Below are 13,281 nucleotides of genomic sequence, written 5' to 3' on the forward strand. Positions count from 1 at the left end.
CGCGGGCCCCCGCGCCGTACCCTGGTCGGGTGGAACCCTTCCAGGCCGTCGCCGGTGTGCAGAACGTCGTCGTGCTCGCGCTGCTCGCGCTGCAGGTCGGCGTCAAGGTGTTCGCGCTGGTCGACGCCCTGCGCCACCGGTCCGAGCTCTACCCGGCCGCCGGCAAGCGCACCAAGGGCCTGTGGCTCGCGATCCTCGGCGTCACCCTCGCCGTGCAGGTCGCGATCCTCTACCCGCTGAACTTCCTCAACATCATCGGCCTCGTCGCCGCGGCGGTCTACCTCGTCGACGTGCGCCCGGCCCTGCGCTCCCTCACCGGGCGCGGCGGCGCGGGCGGGCAGCACATGGGCCCGTACGGCCCCTGGTGACGCTCCCGCCGCCCGCGCCGGTCGTGCGGGCGGGGGCCGGGCACCCGGTGGCGGTGGTGCCGCTGCCGGCCGGCGCGCGCGTCGTGCTCGACCCGGCGCCGCTGCCGGTCGACCCAGCCCTGCTCGCGGCCGGGGCCGCCCACCGCGACGCCGTCCTGGCCCGCAGCCCCGGCACGTTCGACGGCGCCCTCCTCGCGCTCTGGAGCGCGTCGGAGGACGGCCTGGTCGTCCGGCCCTCGTCCTACTTCGCGATGCTCGCCACCTGCGACGCGCTGCGGGCCGAGGCGCAGCACGACCCCGACGGGCCGTTGCGCCGCCGCGCGCTCGCCGCGGCGGGGGACCCGTGGACCAGCGGCGCCGGGCGCGCCGCGGCGGTCGGGGTGTCCGTCGCGTGCACGGTCCCCGTGGGCGGGCGGGCGCACCTCGTCCTGGGCCGGCGCCGCGCCGGCCTCGCCGCCGACCCCGGCGCCTGGCACGTGGCCCCGTCCGGGATGCTCGAGGACGGCGCCCCCGACCCGCTCGCGGCGACCGTCGCCACCGAGCTGCGCGAGGAGCTCGGCGTCGTGCTCGACGCCGCGGACGTCGCGCGACGGCTGGTGGTGCTCGGGCTCGCGCACGACGTGCGGCGCCTGCGCCCCGACGTCTGCGTCCGGCTCGACCTGCGGGCCGGGGAGGTCCCGCCCGGCGGGCCGCACCCGCACCCGTCCGAGTACGACGACCGCGACCTCGTCCCGCTCGACGCGCTGCCCGCGCTGTGGGCCCGCCGCCCGCCGGGGACCCTCACCGCCCCCGCCGCCGGCACCCTGGCCCTGCTGGGGGCGTAGGCGCGGGGCGCAGGTCCCTCAGCCCGCCAGCAGGCCGCGCATCCGCTCGATCTCGGCGGTCTGGGTGGCGATGACGTGGTCGGACATCTCCTCGACCTGCACGTCCGCGCCGCCCGTCGCCCGCAGCTGCTCGGCCATGGTGAGCGCGCCCTCGTGGTGCGCGATCATGAGCTCGAGGAACATCCGGTCGAACGCGGCGCCGCTCGCGGCCTCGAGCTGCTCCATCTGCTCGGGCGTGGCCATCCCCGGCATGCCCTCGTGACCGGCGTGGTCCCCGTGCCCCTCGTGCCCGCCGTGCCCGCCGTGCCCCCCGTCCTCGCCCGGCACCTGCACCCCCGCGCGCTCGGCCTCGGCCGGCACCGGGAGGTCCGCCGCCTGCAGCCACGCGGCCATCTGGTGCACCTCGGGCCCCTGCGACGCCGCGATGCGCGCGGCGAGCGAGGCCACGGACGGGTCCTGCGCCCGGTCGGGCGCCAGCGCCGCCATCTCCAGGGCCTGCGCGTGGTGCGGGACCATCGTCGTCACGAACTCCGCGTCCGCGGCGTTGTGCTGCGGCGCCGGCGCGAGCGACCCGGTGCCCGTGCGGTTGGGCTCGCCGGGGCGCCCGGGCAGGACCTCCACGGCCCCGTCGGGCGTGCCCGTGGGCGCCGGCGCGGAGGAGGGCGCCGCGGCCGGCGACCCGGCCGCGTCCGTGCCCGCGCCGGAGCAGCCGGCGCCGAGCAGCGCCACGCCCGCCGCCAGCGCGAGCGCGCCCGCCCGGCGCCCGAGCCTGCCCCCGGGCCGTCCCGCCGTGCCTCGACCGGGCCGCCGCCCGCCTGCCGCCATGCGGTCCTCCGGTGCTGCTCGACGACGGTGCGTAGGTGCCTGCAGCACCGTCCGTGCGGAAATGGGGTCTGTTCCCGCGGCCCAACCTACGACATAGTGCGGTGCACCACACCGCACTCCGTCGCCCGTGCGACGGACGAGTGAAGGCAGGTCGAATGACGCGAACCAACCGCGCGCCCGGGGGCCGTACCCGGCTCGGCGCGCTCGTCGGCGCGGGGACGCTCGTCGCCGGGCTCGCCACCGCGCTGGTGCCGGCCACCCTGGCCACCGCGGCGCCGGACGACTGCGAGCAGGGCCAGGCGGTGCAGCGCACGGCGGACTTCCTGCAGCGATGCCTGCCGGGCGAGGCGCCCGCCGAGGGTGCGGCCGCCAAGGCCGAGGCCAAGGCCGCCGGCGTGCTCCCCGAGGGCGCGCAGGCCAGCAAGCGCATGGCGCTGCTCGCCAACATCCCGAAGGCCGGCGCCTTCGCCCAGGAGTCGTCCTTCAACAGCGACATCGCCTTCCAGGGCGACTACGCCTTCATCGGCAACTACGACGGCTTCGTGATCTACGACGTCAAGAACCCGGCCCGGCCGCAGCGCGTCACCCAGGTCGTGTGCCCGGGCTCGCAGAACGACGTGTCGGTCATGGGCGACCTGCTGTTCCTGTCGACCGACTCGCGGCGCACGGACGACTCGTGCCAGAGCGGCCCGGCGGCGCCGATCAGCACGACCGACCCGACCCAGGTCCTCACGGACTACTGGGAGGGCATCAAGGTCTTCGACATCAGCGACGTCAAGGGCCCGCGCTACGTCGCGGCCGTCGAGACCGACTGCGGCTCGCACACCCACACGCTCGTGCCCGACAAGGCCGGCGAGACGGCGTACCTCTACGTCAGCAGCTACTCGCCGTCGCCCCAGCTCGCGGACTGCCAGCCCCCGCACGACAAGATCAGCATCGTCGAGGTCCCGCTCGACGACCCGGCCTCGGCGAGGGTCGCGGCCGAGCCGGTGCTCTTCCCGCGCGGCGGCAACCCGGGCAGCGGCCCGACCAAGCAGAACCCCAACGGCTGGTCCGCGACGACCGGCTGCCACGACATCACCGCGTACCCGGAGAAGGACATCGCGGCCGGCGCCTGCATGGGCGACGGCGTCCTCTGGGACATCTCCGACCGCCTCGCCCCGAAGGTCATCGACCAGGTCCGGGACAACAAGAACTTCTCGTTCTGGCACTCGGCGACCTTCAACAACGCCGGCACCAAGGTCGTCTTCACCGACGAGCTCGGCGGCGGCGGCGCGCCGACCTGCAACCCGCAGGTGGGCCCGAACCGCGGCGCGGACGGCATCTACGACATCGAGGGCGAGGGCCGCGACAGCGAGCTCGTCTTCAAGTCGTACTACAAGATCCCGCGGGCGCAGTCCGACACCGAGAACTGCGTGGCGCACAACGGCTCGCTGATCCCGGTCGAGGGCCGCGACATCATGGTCCAGGCCTGGTACCAGGGCGGCATCTCCGTCTTCGACTTCACCGACTCGGAGAACCCGGTCGAGCTCGCGTGGTTCGACCGCGGCGCCCTCGACGACGAGCGCCTCGTGCTCGGCGGCTCGTGGTCGGCGTACTGGTACAACGGCAAGATCATCTCCAGCGACATCCAGAAGGGCCTCGACGTCCTCGACGTCCGGCACCCGCTGGTCAACGGCGCGAAGTCCTACCGCTACGAGCAGGAGCACTTCAACCCGCAGTCGCAGCCGCAGTACTGACGGCTCGGCAGCACCGCCCGACCCGCACCACCCCGGCGGCCCGGTCCCTCCCTCGCGGGAGGGGCCGGGCCGCCGCTCGCTAGGGTGAGCCGCATGGCCGACGCCCCGTACACCCTGGTGCTGCTCCGCCACGGCGAGAGCGAGTGGAACGAGAAGAACCTCTTCACCGGGTGGGTCGACGTCGACCTCACCGAGAAGGGCCGCGGGGAGGCGCTGCGCGGCGGCCGGCTGCTGCGCGAGCAGGGCCTGCTGCCCGACGTCTGCCACACGAGCGTGCTGCGGCGGGCGATCAAGACCTCGGTGCTCGCGCTCGACGAGGCCGACCGGCACTGGGTGCCCGTCCGGCGCTCGTGGCGGCTCAACGAGCGGCACTACGGCGCCCTGCAGGGCAAGGACAAGGCGCAGACGCTCGCCGAGTTCGGCGAGGAGCAGTTCATGCTCTGGCGCCGCTCCTACGACACGCCCCCGCCGCCGCTCGCCGACGACGCCGAGTTCAGCCAGGTCGGCGACGCGCGCTACCTCGACCTGCCGCCGGAGGTGCTGCCGCGCACCGAGTGCCTCGCCGACGTCGTGGTGCGGATGCTGCCCTACTGGTACGACGCCGTCGTCCCCGACCTGCGCCGCGGCCAGACCGTCCTCGTCGCCGCGCACGGCAACTCCCTGCGCGCGCTCGTCAAGCACCTCGACGGCATCAGCGACACCGACATCGCCGGGCTCAACATACCCACCGGCATCCCGCTGGTCTACCGGCTCGACGCCGACCTGCGCCCGACCGTCCCGGGCGGGGAGTACCTCGACCCCGAGGCCGCCGCGACGGCCGCGGCCGCCGTCGCCGCCCAGGGCCGCAAGCGGTAGGGCCCCCGGCGGGCGCCCCGCCCGCGCAGCACGCAGCAGCCCCCGGCCTCCGGCCGGGGGCTGCTCGCGCGGTACGGGTCCCGCCGGGGGGCTCAGGCCCCCTGGGCGAGGCCGTTCGTCGCCGGGTACTCGCCGGTGACGAGGTAGACGACGCGCCCCGCGACGGTGACGGCGTGGTCGGCGTAGCGCTCGTAGTAGCGGCCGATGAGGGTGAGGTCGATCGCGCACTCCATGCCCTGGTCCCACGACCCGTCGAGCAGGTGGCGGAAGAGCAGGCGGTGCAGGCGGTCCATCTCGTCGTCGTCGCGCTCGAGCTGCAGCGCGGCCTCGACGTCCTTGCTGGCCACCACCGAGCCGCACTTGACGACGATGCGCTCGGCGACCTGGCTCATCTCCAGGATGGTGCCGCGGGCCTGCGGCGGCACCGCGGAGTCCGGGTAGCGCAGCCGCGCGACCTTGGCGACGTGGCGCGCCAGGTCGCCCATGCGCTCGAGCTCGGCGCTCATCCGCAGGGTGGTGACGACGATGCGCAGGTCGGTGGCGACCGGCTGCTGGCGGGCCAGCAGCTCCACGGCCCGCGCCTCGAGGTCGTGGTGGAGCTTGTCGACCGCCTCGTCGGCGGCGATGACGCTCTCGGCCAGCTCGAGGTCGGCGTCGAGCAGCGCCTGCGAGGCGCGGCCCATGGCCGACCCGACGAGCCGCGTCATCTCGACGAGGTCGTCGTTGAGGCCGTCGAGGGCCTCGTGGAAGGCGTCGCGCATGGTGCTCCTGTCCTCGTGGGTCCGACCGCCGATGGTGCCACCCGGGGCTGAACGACCCCGGACCCGGAGGTGAACATCCGGTCGTGCGGGCCCTGCGCGGTCGGTCCCGAGCCCTGCGCGTGCCTACGATCACCGTGTGGGGTCGACCGCCGCCGTCGTGCTGGCCGCCGTCGCCGGGCTCCTGCTCGGCGCCGCCGCGGCCCTCGTCGCGCTGCGCGGGCGCCCCGCGGCGCAGGAGGTCGAGCGGGGGGAGCGCGCGGTGGCGGCGGACGTGCCGGCGGGCGTGGCGGAGGTGCTCGCCGCGCTGCGCCACTCGGCCGCCGTGGTCGACGCGCAGGGCCGGGTGGTGCGCGCGAGCCCGGCCGCGTACGCCTCCGGCGTGGTGCGCGGGCAGGCCCTGGGCACGCCGGCGCTGCAGGAGCTCGTCGAGCGGGTGCGCGACGACGGGCACGCCCGCGACGCCGAGGTGCAGGTGCCGCGCGGCGCCCTGACCGCCCAGCAGGTGCAGGCGCAGGTGCGCGCCGCCCCGCTCGCCGGCGGCGCGCTCGTGCTCGTCCTCGTCGACGACCGCACCGAGTCGCTGCGGGTCGAGGCCGTGCGCCGCGACTTCGTCGCCAACGTCAGCCACGAGCTCAAGACCCCCGTCGGGGCGCTGCGCCTGCTCGCCGAGGCGGTCAGCGGCGCCTCCGACGACCCCGAGGCCGTGCGCCGCTTCGCCGGGCGGATGCAGCACGAGGCCGAGCGGCTCAGCGTGCTCGTGCAGGACATCATCGACCTGTCGCGGCTGCAGGGCCAGGACGCCCTCGACGCCCCCGAGCTCGTCGACCTCGACCACGTCGTCGCCGAGGCCGTGGACCGCTCGCGGCTCATCGCCGGCGCCAAGGGCATCCGCCTGGCGCACGGCGGCGACCAGGGCGTGCACGTGCTCGGCGACGAGGGCCTGCTCGTCACCGCGCTGCGCAACCTCGTCGACAACGCGGTGAGCTACAGCCCGCAGCACACCCAGGTGACCGTGGGCGTGCGCCGCACCGGCGACGTCGTCGAGGTCAGCGTCGCCGACCAGGGGATCGGCATCCCCGAGCGCGACCTCGAGCGCATCTTCGAGCGCTTCTACCGCGTCGACCCGGCCCGCTCCCGCATGACCGGCGGCACCGGGCTCGGCCTGAGCATCGTCAAGCACGTCGTCGCCAACCACGGCGGCGAGCTGAGCGTGTGGAGCGTCGAGGGCGCGGGCTCGACCTTCACCCTGCGCCTGCCGGTGGGGTCCACCCACGAGGCGCCCGACCCGCTGCCCGACCCGCTGCCCGTGCAGGAGGCCGCCACGTGACCCGTGTGCTCGTCGTCGAGGACGAGGAGTCGTTCAGCGACGCCCTGTCCTACATGCTCCGCAAGGAGGGGTACGAGGTCGCCGTCGCCCCCGACGGCCCCGCCGCCCTCGAGGAGTTCGCCCGCACCGGGGCCGACATCGTGCTGCTCGACCTCATGCTGCCCGGGTTGCCGGGCACCGAGGTGTGCCGCCAGCTGCGGACCCGCTCGCAGGTGCCGGTCATCATGCTGACCGCGAAGGACAGCGAGGTGGACAAGGTCGTCGGGCTCGAGCTCGGCGCCGACGACTACGTCACCAAGCCGTTCAGCTCCCGCGAGCTCGTCGCGCGCATGCGCGCGGTCATGCGCCGCGGCGGCGAGGCCGAGGAGCCCGACGCGGGCGCCCTCGAGGCCGGGCCGGTGCGCATGGACGTCGACCGGCACGTCGTCACCGTCGGCGGCGAGACGGTGCAGATGCCGCTCAAGGAGTTCGAGCTGCTCGAGATGCTCCTGCGCAACGCGGGGCGCGTGCTCACCCGCATGCAGCTCATCGACCGCGTCTGGGGCTCGGACTACGTCGGCGACACCAAGACGCTCGACGTGCACGTCAAGCGGCTGCGCAGCAAGGTCGAGCCCGACCCCGCCTCGCCGAAGCACCTCGTCACGGTCCGGGGCCTGGGCTACAAGTTCGAGCCCTGAGCCGCGGGCGGGCCCGACCCCGCCGCGTCGCGGGGCCCGCGGCAGGGCAGGATCGACGGTGGCCCGCCGACCTGCGCGGGCGCTCGGGCGGCGGGAGGGTGCGGTGGCGGTGCGCGGCGGTACGGCGGCGGTCGGCAGCCTGAGCGCGCGGCGCCCGGCGCGCCCGCGCCGGGTCGCCATGCTCTCGGTCCACACGTCCCCGCTCGACCAGCCCGGCACCGGCGACGCTGGCGGGCTCAACGTGTACGTCGTCGAGCTCGCCCGCCGGCTCGCCGCCCGCGGCACCGAGGTCGAGGTCCTCACCCGGGCCGCCCGCCCCGGCCTCGCGCCCGCGGTCGAGCTCGCGGACGGCGTCCTGGTGCGGCACCTGCCCGCGGGGCCGTACGAGCCGCTGCCCAAGGAGGACCTGCCCAGCCAGCTGTGCGCCCTGGTGGCGGGGGCCCTGCGCGTCGAGGCGGGCCGCGCCGCCGGGCACTACGACCTCGTCCACTCGCACTACTGGCTCTCGGGCCAGGTCGGCTGGCTCGCCGCGGAGCGCTGGGGCGTGCCGCTCGTGCACACCATGCACACCATGGCGCGGGTCAAGAACCTGTCCCTGGCCGCCGGCGACGCCCCGGAGCCGCGGTCGCGCGAGATCGGCGAGCAGCAGGTCGTCGACGCGGCCGACCGGCTGCTGGCGAACACCCGGCTCGAGGCCGGGCAGCTGGTCGACCTCTACGGCGCCGACCCGCGGCGCGTGGCGGTGGTCCCGCCGGGGGTGGACCTCGAGCTGTTCCGCCCCGGCGACCGGGCCGCGGCGCGCGCCCGGCTCGGCGTACGGCCCGACGCCGCCGTCCTGCTCTTCGTCGGCCGCGTGCAGCCGCTCAAGGCGCCCGACGTGCTCGTGCGCGCCGCGGCGCGGCTCGTGGCGGACGACCCGGCGCTGCGCCGCAGGCTCCAGGTGGTCGTGCTCGGCGGCCCCAGCGGGTCGGGCACCGAGCGCCCGCGCGCGCTCGAGGAGCTCGCCCGCTCCGAGGGCGTCGCCGACGTCGTCACGCTCGCCCCGCCGGTGCCGCGCCCGGTCCTGGCCGACTGGTACCGCGCGGCCGACGTGTCGGTGGTGCCGTCGTACAGCGAGAGCTTCGGCCTGGTCGCGGTCGAGGCGCAGGCGTGCGGCACCCCCGTGGTCGCGAGCCGGGTCGGCGGGCTCCCGGTCGCGGTGCGGGACGGGGTGAGCGGGCTGCTCGTCGACGGGCACGACCCGGACGACTACGCGCGGGTGCTGCGCCGGCTGCTCGACGAGCCGCGGCTGCGCCAGCGCCTGTCGCTCGGTGCCGTCGAGCACGCGGCGCGGCACGGGTGGGACGCGACGGCCGACGGGGTGCTGGCGGCCTACCGGGGCGCGCTCGACGACGCGGAGGCGGCGCGGGCGGCGCGCGGGCGCGCGGCGGGCCGCGGTGCCTGACGCGGCGGGCGCCGCCGCGGTGCTGCGCGGCACCCTCGCCGCGCTCGGCGTCGAGCACGAGGAGGTGGGCCCGGGCCGCTTCGCGGCCGTCCTGCCGGGCGAGGCGCGCCTGCGCACGACCTGCCTGCTGGAGGTCGGCCGGCACGCGCTGAGCGTGCGGGCCTTCGTCGCGCGGCGCCCCGACGAGGCGCACGCCGAGGTGCACCGGATGCTGCTCGAGCGGAACGCGCGGGCCGGGGCCGTCGCCTTCGCCCTCGACGCGGCCGGGGACGTGTGGCTCGTGGGGCGGCTGCCGCTCGTCGCCGTCGTGCCCGAGGTCGTGGACGGCCTGCTCGGCGAGGTGCTCGAGGCCTCGGACGGGACGTTCAACGCCGTCGTCGAGCGCGGCTTCGCCTCGGCCGTGCGCCGGGAGTGGGCGTGGCGCGAGCGGCGCGGCGAGCCCACCGCGAACCTCGAGGCCTTCCGCCGGCTGCGCCCCGCGCCCGGCGAGGGCGCCTGAGCGGGACGCCCGGGCTCAGCCGGGGCTGCGGGCCGCCACCCGGTGCACGAGGCCGGCCCGTCCCGAGCGCCCCGCCTCCTGCACGGCGAAGCCGGCCCGCTCGGCGTACCCGCGCGGGTCGCGCAGCAGGTGGTCGGCCTGCAGCCGGACGGTCAGCGGGTCCAGCAGGCGCTGCGCGGCGCGCACCCACCAGGGGCGGGCGGGGCCGTGCTCGACGAGGACCAGCCGCCCGCCCGGGCGCAGCACCCGCCGGGCCTCGCGCAGCACCGCGAGGGGGTCCGGGACGCAGCACAGCGCGTACGTCCCGAGCACGGTGTCGACCGAGCCGTCCGCCAGCCCCGTGCGCGCGGCGTCGCCCCGGCGCAGCTCGACGGCGACGCCCCGCCCGCGCAGCAGGTCGGCGCGCCCGCGCGCGCGGTCGAGCATCTGCGCGGACAGGTCGACGCCCACGACGCGCACGACGCCGGGGCCGTACAGCGGGAGGTTCAGGCCGGTGCCGACGCCCAGCTCGAGGACCGAGCCCGTCGCGCGCGAGGTCGCCCACGAGCGCTGCCCGGGGCCGAGCAGGTGGCGCTCCGCGGCGGCCATGGCGCGGTCGTAGTCGCGCGCGTGCGCGTCGAACCAGCGCTCCACGCGCCGCGCGGAGCGGGCGTCGTCCCCGGCGCCCGGCACGGCGGGCTCAGGGGGTGGCGTCGGGCGTGGGCTCGGCGCTGGACTCGGGGGTCTGCTCGCCGCTGGGCTCCGCGGTCGGCTCGGAGACCTCCTCGCCCTCCTCGCGGCCCACGGCCGGCTCCTCCTGGGTGGCGCCCGGGGTCGGGGCGAGCGTCGGCGTCGGCAGCGGGCCCGGGGTCGGGCTCACGAGCTGGTCGGCGGTGAGGCCCTCGTAGTAGCCCGTGGGGGCGACGACGGGCGGGTTGAGCACGACGCTGCCGGCCTCCTCGAAGAGGAGGGTCAGCTCGACGTTGCCGCCGACGGGGCCCTGGAAGTCCTCGAGGAGGATCTGGTCGGTGGAGCTCGGCGCCCCGTAGCGGACCGAGGAGCCGGCGGCGACCTCGGTCTCGCCCTCGATGCGCGCGGTCGCGTCGCTGACGGTCACGTCCTGGAGCGTGTCGCCCTGGTCGCCGGCCGTGATCGTCATCGAGAGGATCGCGGTGCCGCCCTCCTCCGCGGGCTCCACGACGAGCGCGTTGAGCACCCGCAGGTCGCCGAGGATCGCCTGCACGCCGTCGGCGGGGGCGTAGTTGCGGGTGACGGCCGAGGTCTCGGGGTTGGTGCCGCACGCGGCCAGCGCCGGCACGAGCAGGGCGCCCGCGAGTGCGGTGCGGCGGCGGGTGCTCACGTCGTCGGTCTCCTCGGTGCGCTCGGCCGGGGCGGTGCGGCGGGGACGCCCCCGGCGGGCCGTGGTGCGGTCCGCCCCGCTGCGCAGAGCGTACCGACGGTCGGTGAGGGGGCGCCCACCGGGACGCGCCGGGTCGGCGCGGGGGGTCGGGCGCGGGCGAGCAGTCGGGTCAGCCGAGGGAGGCCGTACGGGCCGCCAGCAGCGCGACCCCGACCGCTGCGGTGCCGACGGCGAGCACGAACCCCCGCCGGGAGCCGCGGGCCCCCCCGTCGAGCGCCGCCGCGACCGCGAGCCCCCCGCCGGCGGCGAGGGCGGCCCAGCCCGCCGGGCCGGCGGGCCCGGGCGGGAGCAGGGCGAGGACGGCGACCGCCGCGACGAGCAGCAGGCAGCCGAGCAGCCGGCCGGCGGCGCGGCCGAGCCGGACGGGCAGGCCCCGTACGCCCGTCCCCTCGTCGTCCTCGACGTCCGGCAGCGCGTTGAACAGGTGGGCCCCGACGCCGAGCAGCGCGCCGGCGGCGCACAGCCAGGCCGGCGGGGCGGCGCCCGCGGCGAGCACCGGGACGGCGGGCAGCAGCCCGAAGCCCGTGGCGTAGGGGAGCCACGACAGCGGCCCGGCCTTGAGGCCGAGGTTGTAGGCCCAGGCGCTCGCGACGAAGCCGAGGTGCGCGGCCCCCGCGGCGGCGCCGAGGGCGAGGCTCGGGGGGAGCGCCGCGGCCAGCGCGAGGGCGGTCGCGACCGCGGCCGCGCGCACGGGGGCGCCCGCGGCGGCCAGCGGCTTGTCGGCGCGGGCGGTCGTCGCGTCGCGCCGCCGGTCCAGCAGGTCGTTGGACCAGCCCACGGAGAGCTGCCCCGTGAGCACCGCGGCGGCGAGGAGCGCGAGGTCGGCCGCGGCGAGCCCCACGGCGGCGCCCAGCGACGTCGTCAGCGCGGTGACGGCCGCCGTGGGCACCGGGTGGCAGGACAGGAGCAGGGCCCGCGCGGTGGACGGGGCGGCGGGCGCGGGTGCCGCGGGACCGCGCGCCACGTCAGCCGCGCCCGAGGCCCGCGAGCGCCGGGCCGAGCCGCTGCTCGAGCGCGCCCTCGGCCTGCGCGTCGGGCACCAGGGCGTCGACGACGCCGTCCGGGCCGACGACGAGGACGGTCGCCCCGAGCGGGTCGGCCGTCGCCGCGACGGCGCCGGGCGCCTCCTGCAGGGCGGTGAGCAGGGCCCCGTCGACGTCCTCCTGCACGAGGGCCCGGGCGCCGGTCGCCGCGGCCGAGGCCTGCTCGACGGCGCGGCCCTCGCCCTCCTGGGCCACGAGCCACAGCCGCACGCCGGCGCGCGAGGCCAGCACGTCGAGCCGGCGGACCAGGTCGGGGCAGTCGCAGGCCGCGGGGACCAGGGCCACGACCCCCGGGCGCAGCGACTGGGCGCTGCGCCGGGTGCCCGCGACGAGCGAGCGGACCTCCGCGTCGGGCAGCAGCCCGCCCACCGTGCCGGGGGGCGCGCCGGTGCTGGCCAGCGGAGCGGCCTGCGGGCGCTGCTGCGCCCCCGGGCCGAGGACGCTGGTCAGCAGCGCCACGACGACCACGGCGAGCGCCCCGAGGGCCAGCAGGGGCCCGAGGCCCGAGCGGCGCACGGCCCCCTCGCCGCCCGCGCCCCGGGCCCCGCCGGCGGTCCGCCCGGTCGCGCCGCCGGCCCAGCCCGCCAGCCGCGCGCGGCGGCGGTCCCGGCGCCGGGCCCGCTCGCGCTCGACGAGCTCGGCGACCCAGGCCGTGCGGTCGGCCTCGAGCTCGCGCGGGTCGTCGGGCACGCGCAGGCCCGCGAGCGGGTCGTCCGGGGCGCCCCCCGCGCCCTCGCGGCGCGGGTCGTCCTCGCCCTCGCCGGGCCCGTCGTGCCGGCTCATGCGCAGCTCACGACCCCAGTATCGACCGTCGCCGCGCCCCCCGCTCGCGGGCCCCGGGAGGGGTCCCAGCACGGGCTCGGGGGATCTGTCAAGCCCCTGACCTGCGGAAACGTCGCGCGCGACCCCTGGAGGCCGGTGAGGACCGTGCTACTCTGGAGGCCGCGAAAGGGGACTTGGCACATGACGTTCACCGTCGGCGAGACCGTCGTCTACCCGCACCACGGGGCTGCACTGATCGAGGCCATCGAGACCCGGACCATCAAGGGCGAGGAGCGGCTCTACCTCGTGCTCAAGGTCGCCCAGGGCGACCTCACCGTCCGCGTCCCCGCGGACAACGTCGACCTCGTCGGCGTCCGCGACGTCGTGGGCCAGGACGGCCTCGACCGCGTCTTCGAGGTGCTGCGCGCCCCGCACACCGAGGAGCCGACCAACTGGTCGCGGCGCTACAAGGCCAACCTGGAGAAGCTCGCCAGCGGCGACGTCATCAAGGTCGCCGAGGTCGTGCGCGACCTCTGGCGCCGCGACAAGGACCGCGGGCTCTCCGCCGGCGAGAAGCGCATGCTCGCCAAGGCCCGGCAGATCCTGGTCTCCGAGCTCGCGCTCGCCGAGAACACCAACGAGGACAAGGCCGAGACCGTCCTCGACGAGGTGCTCGCCTCCTAGGCGCACCCGCCCGCTCGACGCCCACGGCGCCGGCAGCCCCACGGGGCTGCCGGCGCCGTCGTCGTTCCCGGCCC

Annotated in this window: 15 protein-coding genes; 9 read left to right on the forward strand and 6 right to left on the reverse strand. The window is 77.3% G+C overall.

Translation table 11 applies throughout. The features are described 5' to 3' along the window. The first annotated feature begins 29 nt into the window (after positions 1-29). Both D5H78_RS01645 and D5H78_RS01650 read left to right on the forward strand, forming a co-directional pair. Complete coding sequence (locus D5H78_RS01645) at positions 30-368, forward strand: DUF2516 family protein (RefSeq protein ID WP_177891080.1); 339 nt, start codon at positions 30-32, stop codon at positions 366-368. After that, the gene (locus tag D5H78_RS01650; protein WP_119948658.1) at positions 365-1,192 is read left to right on the forward strand and encodes an NUDIX domain-containing protein; all 828 of its coding nucleotides are present in this window, start codon (positions 365-367) and stop codon (positions 1,190-1,192) included. The genes D5H78_RS01645 and D5H78_RS01650 overlap by 4 nt, the downstream gene beginning before the upstream one ends. 18 nt (positions 1,193-1,210) lie before the next feature. Here D5H78_RS01650 and D5H78_RS20200 read toward each other — a convergent pair whose 3' ends face one another. Continuing rightward, a complete protein-coding gene (locus tag D5H78_RS20200; RefSeq protein ID WP_119948659.1) occupies positions 1,211-2,017 on the reverse strand; it encodes a DUF305 domain-containing protein in 807 nt (268 codons plus the stop codon). Positions 2,018-2,172: 155 nt separating this feature from the next. On the opposite strand from D5H78_RS20200, the gene D5H78_RS01660 reads away from it, so the two are divergent. Next, entirely contained in the window at positions 2,173-3,756 is a 1,584-nt protein-coding gene (locus tag D5H78_RS01660) for an LVIVD repeat-containing protein (RefSeq protein WP_119948660.1), read from the forward strand. A gap of 93 nt (positions 3,757-3,849) precedes the next feature. After that, a complete protein-coding gene (locus D5H78_RS01665) occupies positions 3,850-4,611 on the forward strand; it encodes a phosphoglyceromutase (protein ID WP_119948661.1) in 762 nt (253 codons plus the stop codon). Positions 4,612-4,703: 92 nt separating this feature from the next. Here D5H78_RS01665 and phoU read toward each other — a convergent pair whose 3' ends face one another. Next, entirely contained in the window at positions 4,704-5,372 is a 669-nt protein-coding gene (phoU, locus tag D5H78_RS01670) for a phosphate signaling complex protein PhoU (protein WP_119948662.1), read from the reverse strand. 136 nt (positions 5,373-5,508) lie between these two features. Between phoU and D5H78_RS01675 the strand changes: the two genes are divergently transcribed. The 4 genes from D5H78_RS01675 to D5H78_RS01690 all read left to right on the forward strand — a co-directional run bounded on the left by D5H78_RS01675 (position 5,509) and on the right by D5H78_RS01690 (position 9,319). After that, a complete protein-coding gene (locus D5H78_RS01675; protein WP_218566112.1) occupies positions 5,509-6,699 on the forward strand; it encodes a sensor histidine kinase in 1,191 nt (396 codons plus the stop codon). Further along, the gene (locus D5H78_RS01680) at positions 6,696-7,376 is read left to right on the forward strand and encodes a response regulator transcription factor (protein ID WP_119948663.1); all 681 of its coding nucleotides are present in this window, start codon (positions 6,696-6,698) and stop codon (positions 7,374-7,376) included. The genes D5H78_RS01675 and D5H78_RS01680 overlap by 4 nt, the downstream gene beginning before the upstream one ends. Before the next feature lie 178 nt (positions 7,377-7,554). Then, positions 7,555-8,820, forward strand: a complete 1,266-nt coding sequence (mshA, locus tag D5H78_RS01685) for a D-inositol-3-phosphate glycosyltransferase (protein ID WP_119949274.1) — start codon at positions 7,555-7,557, stop codon at positions 8,818-8,820. Beyond that, positions 8,813-9,319 (forward strand): type III secretion system chaperone family protein, encoded by a 507-nt coding sequence (locus tag D5H78_RS01690; RefSeq protein ID WP_119948664.1) that lies wholly within the window; start codon positions 8,813-8,815, stop codon positions 9,317-9,319. The genes mshA and D5H78_RS01690 overlap by 8 nt, the downstream gene beginning before the upstream one ends. A 15-nt stretch (positions 9,320-9,334) precedes the next feature. Here D5H78_RS01690 and D5H78_RS01695 read toward each other — a convergent pair whose 3' ends face one another. The 4 genes from D5H78_RS01695 to D5H78_RS01710 all read right to left on the reverse strand — a co-directional run bounded on the left by D5H78_RS01695 (position 9,335) and on the right by D5H78_RS01710 (position 12,544). Further along, the gene (locus D5H78_RS01695) at positions 9,335-9,991 is read right to left on the reverse strand and encodes a class I SAM-dependent methyltransferase (RefSeq protein WP_218566113.1); all 657 of its coding nucleotides are present in this window, start codon (positions 9,989-9,991) and stop codon (positions 9,335-9,337) included. Between the two features lie 7 nt (positions 9,992-9,998). Next, positions 9,999-10,658, reverse strand: coding sequence for a hypothetical protein (locus D5H78_RS01700; protein ID WP_119948665.1), 660 nt, complete (start codon positions 10,656-10,658; stop codon positions 9,999-10,001). Positions 10,659-10,827: 169 nt separating this feature from the next. Then, positions 10,828-11,682 (reverse strand): UbiA family prenyltransferase, encoded by an 855-nt coding sequence (locus D5H78_RS01705; RefSeq protein ID WP_119948666.1) that lies wholly within the window; start codon positions 11,680-11,682, stop codon positions 10,828-10,830. 1 nt (position 11,683) lies between these two features. Then, positions 11,684-12,544, reverse strand: a complete 861-nt coding sequence (locus tag D5H78_RS01710) for a hypothetical protein (protein ID WP_119948667.1) — start codon at positions 12,542-12,544, stop codon at positions 11,684-11,686. A 180-nt stretch (positions 12,545-12,724) separates the two neighbouring features. On the opposite strand from D5H78_RS01710, the gene D5H78_RS01715 reads away from it, so the two are divergent. Then, positions 12,725-13,207, forward strand: coding sequence for a CarD family transcriptional regulator (locus D5H78_RS01715; RefSeq protein ID WP_119948668.1), 483 nt, complete (start codon positions 12,725-12,727; stop codon positions 13,205-13,207). Positions 13,208-13,281 lie beyond the last annotated feature (74 nt).

It is taken from the genome of Vallicoccus soli (genome assembly GCF_003594885.1).
Taxonomy (GTDB): domain Bacteria; phylum Actinomycetota; class Actinomycetes; order Motilibacterales; family Motilibacteraceae; genus Vallicoccus; species Vallicoccus soli.